The organism is Sphingomonas sp. 22R3R2A-7 (genome assembly GCF_036856055.1).
Taxonomy (GTDB): domain Bacteria; phylum Pseudomonadota; class Alphaproteobacteria; order Sphingomonadales; family Sphingomonadaceae; genus Sphingomonas.
Genome location: NZ_JASPFR010000001.1, coordinates 2,047,463 through 2,064,498 on the forward strand (window position 1 = coordinate 2,047,463; position 17,036 = coordinate 2,064,498).

Below are 17,036 nucleotides of genomic sequence, written 5' to 3' on the forward strand. Positions count from 1 at the left end.
AGCGCCACCCCCTGCAACCCTGGATCCCGGGTCAAGCGCGGGATGACGGGAGGAGAGAGCCGCCCCCACCCCACCCCGTCATCCTGACGAAAGTCAGGATCCAGAGCCAAACAGCGCCGCCCCCTGCAACCCTGGATCCTGACTTTCGTCAGGATGACGCCGAAGAAACGTCAGGAGGACGACGAAGGATCGTCAGGATGACGACGGAGAACCATCACGACGACGATCGAAAATCGCACGCACGCGGCGGATGACGGCCCCCGCCGCATACGGTACAGCGGCGCTTCCTCCAGCTGGGGTCCGTCATGTCCGAAGACTTCTACCGCATCAAACGCCTGCCACCCTATGTCATCGCCGAAGTGAACGCGATGCGGGCGGCGGCGCGCGCGGGCGGCGAGGACATCATCGACCTCGGCATGGGCAATCCCGACCTGCCGCCCCCCGAGCACGTCATCGAAAAGCTCGTCGAGGTCGCGCGCAAGCCGAGCGCGCACGGCTATTCGCAGTCGAAGGGCATCCCCGGCCTCCGCAAGGCGCAGGCCAATTACTACGGCCGCCGCTTCGGCGTCGACGTCGATCCCGAGACCGAGGTCGTCGTCACGATGGGATCGAAGGAGGGGCTCGCCAGCCTCGCCACCGCGATCACCGCGCCCGGCGACGTCGTGCTCGCGCCCAACCCGTCCTATCCGATCCACACCTTCGGCTTCATCATCGCCGGCGCGACGATCCGCGCGGTCCCGACCACCCCCGACGAGGCCTATTTCGAAAGCCTCGAGCGCGCGATGGCGTTCACCGTGCCGCGCCCGAGCGTGCTCGTGATGGGCTATCCCTCCAACCCGACCGCCGAAGTCGTCGACCTCGCCTTCTACGAACGCGTCGTCGCGTTCGCCAAGAAGCACGAGCTCTGGGTGATCTCCGACCTCGCCTATTCCGAGCTCTATTACGACGGCAAGCCGACCCCCTCGATCCTCCAGGTGCCCGGCGCCAAGGACGTCGCGATCGAGTTCACCTCGCTCAGCAAGACCTATTCGATGGCGGGCTGGCGGATGGGGTTCGGCGTCGGCAACAAGACGCTGATCGCGGCGATGACGCGCGTGAAGAGCTATCTCGATTACGGCGCGTTCACGCCGATCCAGGCCGCCGCCTGCGCCGCGCTCAACGGCCCGCAGGATATCGTCGCGCGCAACCGCGAGCTCTATCACAAGCGCCGCGACGTGCTCGTCGAGAGCTTCGGCCGCGCGGGCTGGGACATCCCCTCGCCGCGCGCCTCGATGTTCGCCTGGGCGCCGCTCCCGCCCGCGCTCGCGCACCTGGGCAGCCTCGAATTCACCAAGCAGCTCCTCACGCACGCGCATGTCGCGGTCGCGCCGGGCGTCGGTTACGGCGAGAATGGCGAGGGCTATGTCCGCATCGCGATGGTCGAGAACGAGCAACGCCTCCGCCAGGCCGCACGCAACGTGAAACGCTATCTCCAGAGCATGGGCGTCAACACCCCCGCCCAGGGCACCGGCTGACGCCTCGCCCGCTGCTCTGGGTCCTGGATCAAGTCCAGGATGACGGCGTGGAGAACGACACCCCCACCCCGTCATCCTGACGAAAGTCAGGACCCAGAGCCAAGCAGCACCACCGCCCGCCGCCCTGGATCCTGGATCAAGTCCAGGATGACGAGGGAGAGCGACACCCCCACCCCGTCATCCTGACGAAAGTCAGGACCCAGAGCCAAGCAGCGCCACCGCCCGCCCCTCTGGATCCTGGATCACGTCCAGGATGACGGCGTGGAGAACGACACCCCCACCCCGTCATCCTGACGAAAGTCAGGATCCAGAGCCCAGCAGCACCACCCCCGCCACTCCGGGTCCCGGGCCAGACCCGCAATGACGACGTGCCCCCCCCAACCTTGACGCCACCCCCGCCCCCGCCATCCCCCGCGCATGACCCGCCCCGGCTTCGTCTTCTCCACGCGCCTGCGCGTCCGCTACGCCGAGATCGACGGGCAGCGGATCGTCTTCAACTCGCGCTATCTCGAATATGCCGATGTCGCGGTCACCGACTTCTGGGACTGGACGGGGATCGCCGCCGCGGTCCCCGGCTGGGCGGACACCGAATTCAACGTCCGCCGCACCGAGATCGACTATCTCAGGCCCTTCCGCCTCGGCGACACGATCGAGGCGTTCGTCCGGATCGACCGGGTCGGCACGTCGAGCCTCACCAAGCGCTTCGAGCTCGTCGACGCGGACACCGGCGCACTGCACACCGTCATCACGATGGTCAGCGTCCATGTCGACCTCGCGAGCGGTCGCCCCGCGCCGCTCCCCGACGCGATCCGCGCGCACATCGCGGGCTTGCCGACCGCCGGCTGACCCGCGTCAGGCGGCGGGATCGTCCGCGACGTCCCCCGGCAGCGCCCAGATCAGGTCGCCCCGCCCCAGCACGCGCCCGTCATGCGCCAGCACCGCCACCGCGGCGATCGGCCGGCGGTCGCGCGTATCGACGAGGATCGGGAACGCCGGAACGCGCGTCTCCCACCGCTCGCCCCATTGCCGCAGCGCGACCATCGTCGGCAGCAGCGCAAATCCTTTTCGGTCAGCGCATAGGCGATCTTGCGGCGATCGTCGGGCATCCGCTCGCGCGCGAGGATGCCGTGATCGACCAGCCGCGCGAGCCGGTTGGCGAGGATGTTGCGCGCGATCCCGAGCTCGGACTGGAGCTCCTCGAAATGGTGCAGCCCGTTGAACGCCGCGCGCAGGATCAGGAACGACCAGCGCTCGCCCATCGCCTCGAGCGCCGCGGGCAGGCTGCATTCCCTCAAAGGCTCGCGCAATCGCCCCATGATCGTCTCCCCCGATCCCGCCCCCCGATCTTGCCCCCGGATGGCCCCCCGGTGGTCGCGTCGGCCGCCGACCGTACCGCATTCCGCGACGCGACGGAATGCGCGCCTCCCCCGCCGCCGCCCCCGCCGCCACAAAGCTCCGCAATCTAGCCGCTCGATCACACTGACTTGACGCTTTTGATTGCAAAGCGGCGCGTTGCGGCCCCATCTAGCAATCGTGTTGCGCCAATATGAACTCGTCGATCGAGTCCTCGATTACGATCCCGATGCCGACGAGGCCCTGCTGAATCGTGCCTATGTGTTCTCGATGCAGGCGCACGGGTCGCAGAAACGCGCCAGTGGCGATCCGTATTTCAGCCACCCGATCGAGGTGGCGGGGATCCTGACCGACCTGCATCTCGACGACGAGACGATCGCCACCGCGATCCTCCACGATACGATCGAGGATACCGTCGCCACGCCCGAGGAGATCGAGCGGCTGTTCGGCCCGTCGGTCGCGCGGCTCGTCGACGGCGTCACCAAGCTCAGCAAGATCGAGGCGCAGACCGAGAACGAACGCGCCGCCGAAAACCTGCGCAAGTTCCTGCTCGCGATGTCCGACGATATCCGCGTGCTGCTGGTCAAGCTCGCCGACCGGCTGCACAACATGCGCACGCTGCATCATATCGCGAAGCCCGAGAAGCGCCGTCGCATCGCCAAGGAGACGATGGACATCTACGCGCCGCTCGCCGAGCGGATCGGCATGTACGAGTTCATGCGCGAGATGCAGACGCTCGCGTTCGAACAGATCGAGCCCGAAGCCTCCGAATCGATCAACCGCCGGCTCGAGCAGCTCAAGAACGGCGACGGCAACCGCATCGCCAAGATCGCGTCGGGGCTCAGGCTGGTACTGTCGCGCGCGGGGATCGAGGCCGACGTGTCGGGGCGCGAAAAACACCCCTATTCGATCTTCCGCAAGATGTCCGAACGCCATATCAGCTTCGAACAATTGTCCGACGTGATGGCGTTCCGCGCGATCGTGCCGACCGAGGCGGACTGCTACGCCGCGCTCGGCATCATCCACCAGCGCTGGCCGATGGTGCCGGGCCGGTTCAAGGACTATATCTCGACGCCCAAGCGCAACGGCTATCGCTCGCTGCACACCAGCGTCATCCATGCGGACAATGCGCGGATCGAGATCCAGATCCGTACCGAGGCGATGCACGCGCAGGCCGAATTCGGCCTCGCCGCGCACTGGGCGTACAAGCAGAAGAGCGGCGGCCAGACGATCGGCGGCGGCGAGCATCAGGTCAGCTGGATCCGCGATCTCGTCGAGATCCTCGACACCGCCGAAAGCCCCGAGGAGCTGCTCGAACACACGCGGATGGCGATGTACGCCGACCGCATCTTCGCCTTCACCCCCAAGGGCGAGCTGATCCAGCTCCCCAAGGGCGCGACGCCGATCGACTTCGCCTATGCGGTCCACACCGATCTCGGCGACCAGGCGGTCGGCGCGAAGATCAACGGCCGCGTCGTGCCGCTGTCGACGGTGATCGAGAACGGCAACCAGGTGCAGATCCTGCGCTCGAAGGGCCAGTCGCCGCAACCGCACTGGCTCAACGTCGCGACAACGGGCAAGGCGCTCGCCGCGATCCGCCGCCACCTGCGCCACAAGGAGCGCGTCGAGCAGGAATCGCTCGGCCGCACGCTGTTCGACGACATCGTCACGCGGCTCCCCGCGCAGATCGCCGCGGACGCGACCGAGCATGCGCTCAAACGCCTCAAGATCGCCGACGAGGGCGCGCTGATGGTCGCGATCGCGCGCCGCACCGTGTCCGACGAACAGGTGATGGAGGCGCTGATGCCCGGCTCGACCGGTGCCGATCTCGGCCACGCGGTCGCGCCGCAATCGAGCGCGATCTCGATCAAGGGACTGACGCCCGGGGTCGCCTACGACCTCGCCATCTGCTGCCATCCGGTCCCCGGCGACCGCATCGTCGGGCTGCGCCGCCCCGATGCGGGGATCGAGGTCCATGCGATCGACTGCCGCGTGCTCGCCGAACTCGCCGAGCGGACCGAGAACGAGACCGACTGGGTCGACGTCGCCTGGGGCGAGAAGACCGAGGGCGCGGTCGCGCGCATCTCGGTGATGGTCAAGAACGAACCCGGCTCGCTCGGCGTGGTCGCGTCGATCATCGGCACGCACATGGCCAACATCATCAACCTCCGCCTCGACACGCGCGACACCAGCTTCCACACCAACGAGATCGACGTCGAGGTCCACGACGTCCAGCAACTCATGCGCCTCATGGCCGGCCTCCGCGCCGCCGACGCCGTCAACACCGTCGAACGCGTGTAACCCGCCGGCGTCCTCCGCCCCCGTCCGCGCCGCAACCGCCGTCCCGTCCCCCCTCCGCCGTCATCCTGACGAAAGTCAGGACCCAGAGCCAAGCAGCGTCACGCCCCCGCAACCCTGGATCCTGGGTCGAGCCCAGGATGACGGCAGGGGAGTGCCACCCCCACCCCACCGTCATCCTGACGAAAGTCAGGACCCAGAGCCAAGCAGCACCACGCCCCCGCAACCCTGGATCCTGGGTCAAGCCCAGGATGACGAGAAGGGAGTGCCGCCCCCACCCCCCGTCATCCTGACGAAAGTCAGGATCCAGAGCCAAACAGCGCCACGCCCTGCAACTCTGGATCCTGGGTCGAGCCCAGGATGACAAGAAGGAGGGCCGCCCCCGCCCCCCGTCATCCTGACGAAAGTCAGGATCCAGAGCCAAGCAGTGCCCCGCCCCGCAACCCTGGATCCCGGGTCAAGCCCGGGATGACGACGACACCCCCCGCTTGCCCCGCACAATTCCCCGGCTACTATCCCCCCAACACCCCGGGGGACCCATCACATGAACCGTCGCGCCTTCCTCTCGTCCGCGAGCATGCTCGCCACGCTCGCCCTCGTCCCGCGCGCAGCCCTCGCCGCGGGCGCCACCCCCGGCGACGCGAAGCTCGACGCGCTGCTGACCTCGATCTTCGACGCGAACCTCAAATACGCCCCCGAATTCGCCACGCAGCTCGGGCTCGACAAGGGCGCCAACGCCGCGCTGAAAAGCCGGCTCGGCGACTACACCCCCGGCGCGGTCCGGGCGAACCTCGCGCGCACCACGCGCGCGATCGCGCAGATCGAGGCCGTCCCCCCGCCACGCTCTCCGACGCCGGCCGCCTCAACCGCGAGGTCGTGCTCTATTCACAGAACCAGCAGCGCGCCGCCGCCAAGCGGTTCGGGGTCGGCTCGCCCACCAACCCCTATGTCATCAGCCAGCAGGACGGCGCCTATTTCGACGTCCCCGACTTCCTCGACAGCGCGCACGTCATCAAGACCGCCGCCGACGCGGACGCCTATTGCGCGCGCCTCGCCGCGTTCGCGACCGCGCTCGACGGCGACACCGCGACGCAGGCCGAGCGCGCGAAACGCGGCCTCGTCGCCCCCGGCTTCTCGCTCGACCTCGCACTCGGCCAGATGGCGGCACTCCGCGCCCCCGCGCCCGCACAAAGCGGCCTCGTCACCTCGGTCGCGACGCGCACCAGGGCGGCCGGGCTGACCGGTGACTGGGATCGCCGCGCCACTGCGCTCGTGACGGACAAGGTCTATCCCGCGCTCGACCGCCAGATCGCGCTCGTGAAACAGCTCCGCACGAAGGCGCGCCCCGAGGCGGGGCTCTGGGCGGTCCCCGGCGGCGACGCGATCTACGCCGCCGCGCTCGCGCAGGCGACCACCACCAACTTCACCCCCGACGAGGTTCACAAACTGGGCCTCGAGCAGGTCGCGCAGATCAGCGCCGAACTCGACACCATCCTCAAGGCGCAGGGCCTGACCAAGGGCAGCATCGGCGCGCGGCTCGCCGCACTCAACGCCAGCCCCGCACAGCTCTATCCCGACACGCCGGCGGGCCGCACCGAGCTGATCGCCGGGCTCAACACCGGGCTCGCCGCGATGCAGGCCAAGCTCCCGCGCGCGTTCATCGACCCGCCGTCCGCCCCGCTCCAGATCCGCGCGGTCCCGACCGATATCCAGGACGGCGCCTCGAACGGCTATTACCGGCTCGCCGCGCTCGACGGCTCGCGCCCGGCGATCTACTTCATCAACCTCAAGAGCGTCGCCGACTGGCCCAAATACACGCTCCCCTCGCTCACCTATCACGAGGGCGTGCCGGGGCATCACCTCCAGCTCAGCCTCGTCGCCGGGCTCGACACGCCGCTGCTGCGCAAATTCTCGTTCTTCGGCGCCTATGTCGAGGGCTGGGCGCTCTACGCCGAACAGCTCGCCGACGAGCTCGGCGGCTATGCCGGCGGAATCGAACGCGCCGGCTATCTCCAGTCCTTCCTCTTCCGCGCCGCGCGGCTCGTCGCCGACACCGGCCTCCACGCCAAGCGCTGGACGCGCGAACAGGCGACCGACTATTTCGTCGACACCGTCGGCTTCGCCCGCCCCCGCTCGCAGCGCGAGATCGAGCGTTACTGCACGATGCCCGGCCAGGCGTGCAGCTACAAGCTCGGCCACATCAGCTGGCTCCGCGCGCGCGACACCGCGAAGAAGATTTTGGGCGACAAGTTCGATGTGAAGCAGTTCCACGAAGTCCTGCGCGACGGCGCCGTCCCCCTCACGATCCTCGAACGCCTCGTCGAAGCCCGCGCGACGGCCCTCGCCAAGGCCTGACCAATAAATCCTCCCCCGCAAGGGGGAGGTGGGCCGCCCTTGCGGCTCGGAGGGGGAGGAAAGGGACGAACTCACCGAGGTCCCCCTATCCTCCCCCTCCGTCGCCTACGGCGCCACCTCCCCCTGGCGGGGGAGGATCGAGACCGAATATCCGACGATGACGCCGCCCGCACACCCGGCTAAAGACCCCGCATGCACCGTCCCGCGCTCTCCGTCGTCGTCCCCTGCTACAACGAGGCCGCGTGCCTCGACCTCCTCCACGCGCGCATCTCGGGAGCGGCGCAGAGCGCGGTCGGCGACGATTACGAGATCGTCCTGATCAACGACGGCTCGCGCGACGACAGCTGGTCGGTGATGCAGCGTCTCGCCGCCGCCGATCCGCGGCTCGTCGCGATCAACCTGTCGCGCAACCACGGGCATCAGCTCGCGCTCACCGCCGGGCTCGACCTGTGCGCGGGCGCGCAGATCCTGATCATCGATGCCGATCTCCAGGATCCCCCCGAGCTCCTCCCCCAGATGCGCGCCGCGATGGCCGAGCAGCAGGCCGACGTCGTCTACGCGGTCCGCCGCCAGCGCGCGGGCGAGACCGTGTTCAAGAAGGCCACCGCCGCCGCCTTCTACCGGCTGCTGACCAAGATGACCGACACGCCGATCCCGGTCGATACCGGCGATTTCCGGCTGATGAGCAGGCGCGCATTGGACGCGTTCCTCTCCTTGCCCGAACAGGCGCGCTTCATCCGCGGCATGGTCGCCTGGATCGGTTTCCGCCAGGTCCCCTTCGCCTATGACCGCGCCGAGCGGCATGCGGGCGAGACCAACTATCCGCTCGCCAAGATGATGCGGCTCGCCTTCGACGCGATGACCGGCTTCTCGACCGCCCCCTTGCGCTTCGCCAGCCATGCCGGCCTCGCGCTCACCGGCGTCTCGCTGCTGCTGTTCGTCTACATCGCGATCGGCTGGCTCTCTGGCAGCGCGGTGCAGGGCTGGACCTCGACGATGCTGGTGACGGTGTTTCTGGGCGCGGTGCAGATGTTCGTGCTCGGCATGATCGGCGAATATCTCGGCCGGTTGTACGTCGAATCCAAACGCCGCCCGCTCTACATCGTCGCCGACATCGCCGGCCCCATCCAGGGCAAGGCCACCCTCGGCTTCCGCGCCGAACCCACGGAAACCCCCGTTACGTAACCAAAAAGCCCCTCCCCTTCAGGGGAGGGGTCGGGGTGGGGCGAACCCAGCAAGCCGACGTCTCGGAAAGCCCCCACCCCGGCGAAGGCCGGGGCCCAAATGGGATAGCCAGAATAACGAGGCGCAACCGCCGTCACGACGGTCTCCAACTGGACCCCGGCCAACGCCGGGGAGGAATTGAGGATACGTCGCGTGCGAACCACACCCAACCGCAGCGCCGCCCCACCCCCCGTTCGTGCTGAGCGAAGTCGAAGCACCGCCCCCGCACACACCCTTCGACTGCGCTCAGGGCGAATGAACAAAAGGCGCCGCTTTCGCCCAGTTGCGGACGTGGCATCACCGTGCGACCATCTTGGTCATGGCACGAATGCTTCCTCTTCTAGTGACAAGCATTACCTGCTCTGCAGTGGCGTTCGTCACTGGATACGTGGTTGGTGAGCGCCACGAGGCGCTGAAAAAGACCGATCCAGCAGCTTGGAAAAGTAGCCGCTACGCCGACCAGCCGATAGTTAAGGACGCTATTCAGCGCTGGAGCCTTAAGAACCGAGAGACGCCCACGCGCGCGATGGAAAACCGGCTGGTTGGCTGGATGAGGTTTCCAGATCGCGATTGCGTCAGTCTGCAACTCACTCCGGGGTCGATTGGTGGTGTTCCAATCTATTGCTATGCGGATGATAAGCTGGTGTTTGAACACAGCGATGTCGAGTGACCGTTTCCCACCAAACCCAGACATCCACCAAACGCGCCCAAACCCTACCCCGGCACCGCCAGCGTCACGATCGAAACCCCCGGCGTCATCGGCACGCGCCCGACCAGATGCCGCTCGAGCCGGAAGATCCGCTCGAACAGCGCGTTGAGCGGCTTGGCGGGCGGCGAGTCGTCGCTGTCGTCGCGACCCGACAGCCGCCCGGCGATCCGCGCCGCCGCCGCCAGCGGGAACAGCAGCGAATTGAAATAGCCGAGCTTGTCGGGCTTCAGCCCCGCCGCCGCGATCGCCGTCTTCAGCGTCGTCTTCGAATAGCGCCGGTGGTGATGGTTGACCGTGTCGTGCGCGCTCCACAGCCACTGGTGCGCAGGCACCGCGATCAGGATCTTGCCCCCGGGCGCGAGGCACTGCGCCATCGCCTTCAGCGCCGCGACGTCGTCCGCGATATGCTCGACCACATCGAGCACCGCGATCAGGTCGTAATGCCCGCGCGGCACCCCCGGCAGCTCCGGCAAAGGCGCCGCCCCGACCGGCTTGCCGAGCCGCGCGCTCGCGATCTCGCGCGCCGCCGGGTCGATCTCGATCGCGTCGATCTCGCCGAACCCCGCGAGCATCGGCAGATTATGCCCCGTCCCGCAGCCGATCTCGAGGATCTTCGCCTGCGCGGGCAAACCGCCATAGCGCGTCAGATAATCCGCGAGGATGTCGCGGCGCGCGCGGTACCACCAATGCGTGGAATCATGCGCGGCCATCCGGTCGTAAACGATGCGGTCCATCAGCAATCGGCCATAATCAAGAGAATACCCAGAAGCGGTTGAGCACGAACGTCACGATCGCCGCAAGGAACACCGCAGGGACCAGCGGCACCCAGGGATGCAGATGGAGGAACGCGGTCCCCACCCAGGTGATCAGCGCGTTGAGCGCGAGCCCCGTCCCCTGCACCAGCACGAACTTGACGTGCTTCGCCCCGCCCGGCTCGGCGGCATGCCCCTTGAAGCTCCACCGGCTGTGCAGGAAATAGCCCGCGGTCACCGCCACCGCAAAGGCGAACGGGACCGCCGCGACCGCCTGTTCGGGCGGAAACACGAACTTGGTCAGCGGCAGATAGACGAGCGAATAGATCACGCTCGACAGCCCGCCCGCAATCCCGAAGCGGAGGAGCTGGCCGAGCACGCCGCTCGCCCGCATCTGGTCCATCTGTCGCCTGATCGCCTGCATGCCCGCCTTGTTCTTTGTACGCGCGTCGATACAGCGGCGCTCACGATAGCCCCGCGCATTAGTCCGCGCGCGGTCAGGAGGAAAGCGTTTTGGATCAGCCCCAACAGTCCCCACGGCAGCGGTGGCTCGACCTGCTCGACCGGCACTGGATCGCGCTGACGCTGATCGCATGGGTGGGGGTCGCGGCGTGGTCGGTGTTCGACCGCTGGGGCCAGGTCCGCTGGCTGTCGCTTGGCGACACCGACGACAACATGCGGCTGATGCAGGTCCGCGCATGGCTCGGCGGTCAGGGCTGGTACGATCTGCGCCAGTACCGGCTCAACCCGCCCGTCGGGTTCGACATCCACTGGAGCCGGATCGTCGACCTGCCGATCGCGGGGCTGATCCTGTTCTTCCGCCTGTTCACGAGCAACAGCTGGGCCGAGCGGCTCGCCTGCGGGATCGCGCCGCTGCTGCCGCTGTCGATCGCGATGCTCGGGATCGGCGCGACGGTGCGGCGGCTGGTCCACCCCTATGCCTGGCCGCTGTCGATCGTCTTCCTCGTCGGCGCGACCGCGACGATGCTGATGTACATGCCCGAACGCATCGATCATCACGGCTGGCAGCTCGCGATGCTCAGCCTCACGCTCGCCGGGCTCTGCGATCCGCAGGCGCGGCGCGGCGGCGCGCTCGTCGGGATCGCGAGTGCGGTGTCGCTCTCGATCGGGCTCGAGCTCCTCCCCTATGCCGCGATGGCGGGCGCGATCATCGGCCTGCGCTGGGTGTGGGACCGCACCGAGGCACCGCGGCTCGCGGTCTATGCGCTGACCTTGGGCGGCGGCAGCACGCTGGGGTTCGCGCTGTTCGCCTCGAACGCGAACCAGGCGATGCGCTGCGACGCGCTGACCCCCGTGTGGCTCAGCGTGATGATCGCGGCGGGCATGCTCCTCTTCCTCCTCGCCCGCTTCGGACCTGCGTCGCGCGGCGCGCGGCTCGCGCTCGCGGTCGCGGCGGGCGCGGGAATCGTGATCGGCTTCGCGCTGATGTTCCCGCAATGCCTCGCCCGACCCGAGGGCGTCTCGCCCGAGCTCCAGCGCAACTGGCTCGACAATGTCCGCGAGGCGAAGCCGATCTACAAGCATAGCTGGCGGACCGGGGTCGCGCTCGCGACGCTGCCGATCATCGGGCTGATCGGCGCGCTCGTCGCGGCGTGGCGCGCGCGGCGCGAGCGGCGCGCGATCGGCTGGGTCGCGGTCGCGCTGTTCACGACCTTCGCCGCGGCGATGCTGCTGTGGCAGGTCCGCGCGGGCCCCGCGGCGCAGCTGCTCGCGGTGCCGGGGATCGTCGCGCTTGCCTGGTTCGTGCTGCCCTGGCTGCTCGGCCACCGCTCGGTCTTCGTCCGCGTGTTCGGGACGGTCGGCGCGATGGTGATCATCTCGGGGTTCTTCGTCGGGATCGCGCTCAAATACGTCCCCGTCGGCCGCCCCAAGGCGTATGAGAAGCGCGTCAACATGGCGACGGGCAACTGCCTGCGCACGACGGTGCTGCTCGCGCTCAACAAATACCCCGCGCAGACGGTCTTCACCTTCGTCGACATGGGCCCGCGGCTGATCACGATCACGCACCATGATGCGATCGCCGGCCCCTACCACCGCAACGGCGCGGCGATCCTTGACGTCCAGCACGCCTTCGGCCGCAGCCCTGACGCGGCGCACGCGATCATCAAGCGCCACGGCGCGACCTTGCTGCTGCTCTGCCCCAACGCGGCGGAATCGACCAACTACAAGGCGCGCAGCCCCAACGGCTTCTACGCGCGGATGGCGAAAAACGAGGTCCCGGCCTGGCTCACCCCGCTCCCCTCCCCGCAACTCCCCGCTGCGGCTGTTCAAGGTCGACTGACGCACCCGTCATCCTGACGAACGTCAGGACCCAGAGCCAAACACGTAACCCTGGATCCTGGGTCAAGCCCAGGATGACGAAGAAGGGGCACCTCCCCGTCATCCTGACGAAAGTCAGGACCCAGAGTTACACGCGCAGTCGGTTTTGGCTCTGGGTCCTGACGTTCGTCAGAATGACGGCAATCGGCGCACCACGGACGCCTGCCCAGCCTAGCGCATCACCGCCGAAACCCCGTCGAGCACGAACTGCACCGCCAGCGCCGCGAGCAGCACGCCGAGCAGCCGCGTGATCACCGCCTCGATCTTCGCCCCCAGGATCCGCATGATCGGCCCCGCCGCGAGCAGCGCGGCCAGCGTCAGCAACAGGATCGTCACCATCGCGCCCAGCACGACGAGGCTGCGCTCGAGCCCGCTGTTGCGGCTCATCAACAGCATAACCGACGCGATCGACCCCGGCCCCGCGATCATCGGCATCGCCATCGGGAAGATCGAGACGTCCTCCGCCTCGGGGTCGCTCGCGACCTTGGCGGCGCGATCCTCGCGGCGCTCGGTGCGCTTCTCGAACACCATTTCCAGCGCGATCAGGAACAGCATGATCCCGCCCGCGATGCGGAAGCTGGCCAGGCTGATCCCCAGCCCTTTGAGCAACGCCTCGCCGAACAGCGCGAACACGAACAGGATCGCCGCCGACACGCCGACCGCGCGGATCGCCATCGCGCGCTTCTGCGCCGCGGATGCGCTCGCCGACAGCCCGGCATAGATCGGCGCGCAGCCGGGCGGATCGATGACGACGAAGAACGTGATCAGCGACGAGACGAACAGCTCGATCACAGCGCGGCCTCGTCGATCGCAACGCCCGCGCGGCGGCCTGCGGACACCAGGGTGTTGCGGAGCAGGCACGCGATCGTCATCGGCCCGACGCCCCCCGGCACCGGCGTGATCGCACCCGCGACCGCGACCGCGCTCGCAAAGTCGACATCGCCGACCAGCCCCGTCTCGGTCCGGTTGATGCCGACGTCGATCACCGTCGCGCCGGGTTTCAGCCAGTCGCCCTTGATCATTTCGGGAATGCCGACCGCCGCGACGACGATATCGGCACGGCGGACATGCGCGGGCACGTCCTTCGTCCGGCTGTGCACGACCGTCACGGTGCAGCTCTCGCGCAGCAGCAGCTGCGCCATCGGCTTGCCGACGATGTTCGACCGCCCGACGACCACCGCCTCGAGCCCGCTCAGGCTCGGCAGCACGCTTTTCAGCAACAGCACGCAGCCGAACGGCGTGCACGGCACGAACCCCGGCAGCCCCGTCGCGAGCCGCCCCGCGTTGATCGGATGAAACCCGTCGACGTCCTTGTCGGGATCGATCGCCGCGATCACCGCCTGCTCGTCGATATGCCTGGGCAACGGCAGCTGGACGAGGATGCCGTCGATCGCGGGATCCGCGTTCAGCGCCCCGACGAGTGCGAGCAGCTGTTCGGCGGGCACGTCGGCGGGCAGCCGGTGCTCGATGCTCTCCATCCCCGCCTCGCGCGTCGCCTTGCCCTTCGAGCGGACATAGACGCTGGACGCGGGATCCTCGCCGACCAGCACCACGGCGAGCCCGGGCGCACGCCCCGCCTCCGCCCGAAAGGCGGTGACGCCGTCTGCGATACGGGCCCTGAGGCCGGCGGCGAAGGCCTTGCCGTCGATGATGGTCGCGCTCATGCCCGCGGTCCTTAAAGACCGGCGGCGATTTCCGCCAGCGCGGGCGTGTCGCCGGCGACATGCAGGCGCTTGAGCCGCGCGGTCTCGCCCGCGACGATCCGCAACGCGCGCTTCGCCACGCCGAACCGCCGGGCGACCAGCGCGATCAGCGCGGCATTCGCGGCGCCATCGACGGGCGCCGCCGCGAGCCTTGCGGCAAGATGCTCGGGCGTCCCCGCCGTCAGCGCGTCCCGCCCGCCGCGCGGCGTCACGCGGACCGCGATCGCCAAGCCGCCGTCGACGACGCGCCAGGCGGCCGCCTCGTTCACAGCGTCGGAGCGAGCAGGCTCTGCGCGATGTTGGGGACGACGATGTTCTGCAGGATGTACAGGATCAGCAGCACGACGAGCGGCGACAGGTCGAGCGCGCCGAAATCGGGCAGGATCCGCCGGATCGGCCGGTACATCGGCTCGGTGATCCGCTGCAGCGCGTTCCACACCGACCGGACGAAATCGCTGTGCGTGTTGATGACGTTGAACGCGATCAGCCACGACAGGATCGCCTGGATGACGATCACCCACCAGACGAGGTTGAGCAGCAACTGGACGATCTGAAGAAGGGCGAGCAAGGCAAGGGTCTCCGCTGGTGTACCCCCGATATAAGGCAGCCGAACGACAACGAGAACCCCGCACCGCAAACACCCCGCCCGTCATCCTGACGAAAGTCAGGACCCAGAGCCAAGCAGCGTCACCCCCCGTAACCCTGGGTCCCGGATCAAGCCCAGGATGACGAAAGAAGAGCACCCCCTGCCCCAACCCCGTCATCCTGACGAAAGTCAGGATCCAGAGCCAAGCAGCGTCACCCCCCCGTAACCCTGGATCCTGGGTCAACCCCGGGATGACGAAAGAAGAGCACCCCCCTGCCCCAACCCCGTCATCCTGACGAAAGTCAGGATCCAGGGTTACGGGCGGCGTCCCCCATGGCTCTGGATCCTGACTTTCGTCAGGATGACGGAAGAAGGCCCCCTACCGCGCGCCGCCCTTCGCGCTCACCAGCGTCCCTGCGCCCTGCTTCGTGAAGATCTCGAGCAGCATCGCGTGCGGGACGCGCCCGTCGATGATCACCGCCGCGTCGACCCCCGACCCGACCGCGGCGACGCAGGTCTCGAGTTTCGGGATCATCCCGCCCGTGATCGTCCCGTCGGCGCGCAGCTCGGCGATCTTCGCCGGATCCAGATCGGTCAGCAATTCGCCCTGCTTGTCGAGCACGCCCACCACGTCGGTCAGCAGGAAGAACCGCGCCGCGCCCATCGCCGCGGCGATCGCGCCCGCCATCGTGTCGGCGTTGATGTTGTACGTATGCCCGTCCGCCCCGATACCGATCGGCGCGATCACCGGGATGATGTCCGCCTTGATCAGCGTGTCGAGGATCGTCCGGTCGACCGCGATCGGCTCGCCGACGAACCCCAGGTCGACATGCCGCTCGATCCCCTGCAGCTTGTCGGGCTCGCGCCCGTGGCCGACCTTCTGCGCGAGGACGAGCCCGGCGTCCTTCCCCGAGATCCCGACCGCGCGGCCGCCCGCCTGGCCGATCCAGCCGACGATTTCCTTGTTGATCGAACCCGCCAGCACCATTTCGGCGATCTGCGCGGTCTCCGCATCGGTCACGCGCAGCCCGTCGACGAACCGCGATTCGACCCCGAGCCGCTTGAGCATCGCGCCGATCTGCGGCCCGCCGCCATGCACCACGACCGGGTTGATCCCGACCGCCTTCAACAGCACCATGTCCTCGGCGAAATCGCGCTGCAGCTCGGGGTCGCCCATCGCGTGCCCGCCATATTTCACGACGAAGGTCTTGCCGGCATAACGCTGCAGATAGGGCAGCGCCTCGGTCAGCGTCTCGGCCTTGGCGAGCAGGGCGGGATCGGGCGTATGATCGGTCATCGCGCCCCCTTAGCCAGTGCGAGGGGTTAGCGAAAGCAGGACCGCGCATCGCCAACTCCGTCATCCTGACGAAAGTCAGGACCCAGAGCCAAGCAGCGTCACCGTCCGCGACCCTGGATCCTGACGTTCGTCAGGATGACGGACCGCGTCAAACCCGGTCGAGCCGCCGCCCCAGCCCCACGAAGAACGTGATCATGAACGGCACCAGCACGATCGACAGCACGACCTTGGTCAGCATCTGCCCCTCCATCAGCGCGAGGATCGGGCGTTCGCCCAGGAACGAGATCGTGATGAACAGGATCGTGTCGATCACCTGCGACACGATGCTCGCGATCATCCCGCGCAGCCACACCAGCTTGCCCGCGCCGCTCCCGACCTGCCCCGACAGCTTGGCGAAGATCAGCACGTTGAGCGTCTGCGAGATGCCGTAGGAGATCAGCCCCGCGATCATCATCCGCGAACTCTGCCCGACGACGATGGGGAACGCCTCGATCGCGGGCGGGTACATCCCCGGATCGTGCGGCAGCGCGAGCACGAGGTGGATCAGCGCCGCGGACACCAGCAGGGGGATGAACCCCAGCCGCACGAGGAACGTCGCGGTCTTCTGCCCGTGCAGCTCGGAGATCGCGCTGCTCAGCACGACGAGCAGCAGGAACCCGAAGATCCCCGCCTCGACCGCGAGCGGCCCGAGCGCGACCTGCTTCACCCCCAGCACGCCGGCGATGCACACCATGCCGCCGTAAAGGACCGAGAAGACGAAGAGCGAGCGCGGAAAGGCGGGCGCCGGATTGGGGGGATAGTCATCGCGCGGGACGCTAGCGAAAACACGCGCGGCGTCAAACACCTCCCCGCAATTCACTGGCGACGACCATCCTCCCGTGTCATGTCGCTCGCTTGCGCTGCCG

At 68.1% G+C, this 17,036-nt stretch carries 13 protein-coding genes and 3 pseudogenes; 7 read left to right on the plus strand and 9 right to left on the minus strand.

Annotated elements, in window-relative coordinates; translation table 11 throughout:
* Positions 1-305: 305 nt before the first annotated feature.
* The gene (locus tag QP165_RS09685) at positions 306-1,514 is read left to right on the plus strand and encodes an LL-diaminopimelate aminotransferase (protein WP_056017712.1); all 1,209 of its coding nucleotides are present in this window, start codon (positions 306-308) and stop codon (positions 1,512-1,514) included.
* A 417-nt stretch (positions 1,515-1,931) separates the two neighbouring features.
* On the plus strand, positions 1,932-2,360 hold the full coding sequence (locus QP165_RS09690) for an acyl-CoA thioesterase (RefSeq protein WP_333995437.1): 429 nt from the start codon (positions 1,932-1,934) through the stop codon (positions 2,358-2,360).
* 6 nt (positions 2,361-2,366) lie between these two features.
* Here the strand turns inward: QP165_RS09690 and QP165_RS09695 are convergent.
* Positions 2,367-2,830, minus strand: a pseudogene (locus QP165_RS09695) (winged helix-turn-helix transcriptional regulator).
* A gap of 217 nt (positions 2,831-3,047) precedes the next feature.
* Here QP165_RS09695 and QP165_RS09700 point away from each other — a divergent pair.
* The 4 genes and pseudogenes from QP165_RS09700 (at position 3,048) to QP165_RS09715 (ending at position 9,414) form a co-directional block, all read left to right on the plus strand.
* The gene (locus QP165_RS09700) at positions 3,048-5,168 is read left to right on the plus strand and encodes a RelA/SpoT family protein (protein ID WP_333995439.1); all 2,121 of its coding nucleotides are present in this window, start codon (positions 3,048-3,050) and stop codon (positions 5,166-5,168) included.
* A 541-nt stretch (positions 5,169-5,709) separates the two neighbouring features.
* Positions 5,710-7,520 (plus strand): annotated as a pseudogene (locus QP165_RS09705) (DUF885 domain-containing protein).
* Positions 7,521-7,712: 192 nt separating this feature from the next.
* A complete protein-coding gene (locus QP165_RS09710; protein ID WP_333995440.1) occupies positions 7,713-8,705 on the plus strand; it encodes a glycosyltransferase family 2 protein in 993 nt (330 codons plus the stop codon).
* 406 nt (positions 8,706-9,111) lie between these two features.
* Positions 9,112-9,414 carry a hypothetical protein gene (locus QP165_RS09715; RefSeq protein WP_333995441.1) on the plus strand — a complete coding sequence of 101 codons (303 nt, stop codon included), beginning with the start codon at positions 9,112-9,114 and terminating at the stop codon, positions 9,412-9,414.
* A gap of 44 nt (positions 9,415-9,458) precedes the next feature.
* On the opposite strand, the gene QP165_RS09720 is transcribed toward QP165_RS09715, so the two are convergent.
* Both QP165_RS09720 and QP165_RS09725 read right to left on the minus strand, forming a co-directional pair.
* Positions 9,459-10,187 (minus strand): class I SAM-dependent methyltransferase, encoded by a 729-nt coding sequence (locus QP165_RS09720; protein WP_333995442.1) that lies wholly within the window; start codon positions 10,185-10,187, stop codon positions 9,459-9,461.
* A gap of 16 nt (positions 10,188-10,203) precedes the next feature.
* Positions 10,204-10,629: a GtrA family protein gene (locus QP165_RS09725; protein ID WP_333995443.1), complete on the minus strand. Its 426-nt coding sequence runs from the start codon at positions 10,627-10,629 to the stop codon at positions 10,204-10,206.
* Between the two features lie 89 nt (positions 10,630-10,718).
* On the opposite strand from QP165_RS09725, the pseudogene QP165_RS09730 reads away from it, so the two are divergent.
* A pseudogene (locus tag QP165_RS09730) lies at positions 10,719-12,507 on the plus strand (AcrB/AcrD/AcrF family protein).
* 209 nt (positions 12,508-12,716) lie between these two features.
* Here QP165_RS09730 and QP165_RS09735 read toward each other — a convergent pair.
* From QP165_RS09735 to QP165_RS09760, 6 genes are all read right to left on the minus strand, one after another.
* Positions 12,717-13,337: a MarC family protein gene (locus QP165_RS09735; RefSeq protein WP_056017732.1), complete on the minus strand. Its 621-nt coding sequence runs from the start codon at positions 13,335-13,337 to the stop codon at positions 12,717-12,719.
* A complete protein-coding gene (folD, locus tag QP165_RS09740; RefSeq protein WP_333995444.1) occupies positions 13,334-14,209 on the minus strand; it encodes a bifunctional methylenetetrahydrofolate dehydrogenase/methenyltetrahydrofolate cyclohydrolase FolD in 876 nt (291 codons plus the stop codon). The genes QP165_RS09735 and folD overlap by 4 nt, the downstream gene beginning before the upstream one ends.
* An 11-nt stretch (positions 14,210-14,220) precedes the next feature.
* Complete coding sequence (locus QP165_RS09745) at positions 14,221-14,517, minus strand: DUF167 domain-containing protein (protein WP_333995445.1); 297 nt, start codon at positions 14,515-14,517, stop codon at positions 14,221-14,223.
* Positions 14,514-14,816 (minus strand): YggT family protein, encoded by a 303-nt coding sequence (locus QP165_RS09750; protein WP_056017741.1) that lies wholly within the window; start codon positions 14,814-14,816, stop codon positions 14,514-14,516. Before QP165_RS09750 ends, QP165_RS09745 begins: the two co-directional genes overlap by 4 nt.
* Before the next feature lie 397 nt (positions 14,817-15,213).
* Positions 15,214-16,131, minus strand: a complete 918-nt coding sequence (gene argB, locus QP165_RS09755; protein ID WP_056017745.1) for an acetylglutamate kinase — start codon at positions 16,129-16,131, stop codon at positions 15,214-15,216.
* Positions 16,132-16,279: 148 nt separating this feature from the next.
* A complete protein-coding gene (locus tag QP165_RS09760; protein ID WP_333995447.1) occupies positions 16,280-16,975 on the minus strand; it encodes a queuosine precursor transporter in 696 nt (231 codons plus the stop codon).
* Between the last annotated feature and the right edge of the window lie 61 nt (positions 16,976-17,036).

Excerpts from the sequence above, each read along its gene's own strand:
- QP165_RS09685 (WP_056017712.1), top strand. The coding sequence starts at position 306 with ATGTCCGAAGACTTCTACCGCATCAAACGCCTGCCACCCTATGTCATC.
- QP165_RS09690 (WP_333995437.1), top strand. The coding sequence starts at position 1,932 with ATGACCCGCCCCGGCTTCGTCTTCTCCACGCGCCTGCGCGTCCGCTAC.
- QP165_RS09710 (WP_333995440.1), top strand. The coding sequence starts at position 7,713 with ATGCACCGTCCCGCGCTCTCCGTCGTCGTCCCCTGCTACAACGAGGCC.
- QP165_RS09720 (WP_333995442.1), bottom strand. The coding sequence starts at position 10,187 with ATGGACCGCATCGTTTACGACCGGATGGCCGCGCATGATTCCACGCAT.
- QP165_RS09725 (WP_333995443.1), bottom strand. The coding sequence starts at position 10,629 with ATGCAGGCGATCAGGCGACAGATGGACCAGATGCGGGCGAGCGGCGTG.
- folD (WP_333995444.1), bottom strand. The coding sequence starts at position 14,209 with ATGAGCGCGACCATCATCGACGGCAAGGCCTTCGCCGCCGGCCTCAGG.
- argB (WP_056017745.1), bottom strand. The coding sequence starts at position 16,131 with ATGACCGATCATACGCCCGATCCCGCCCTGCTCGCCAAGGCCGAGACG.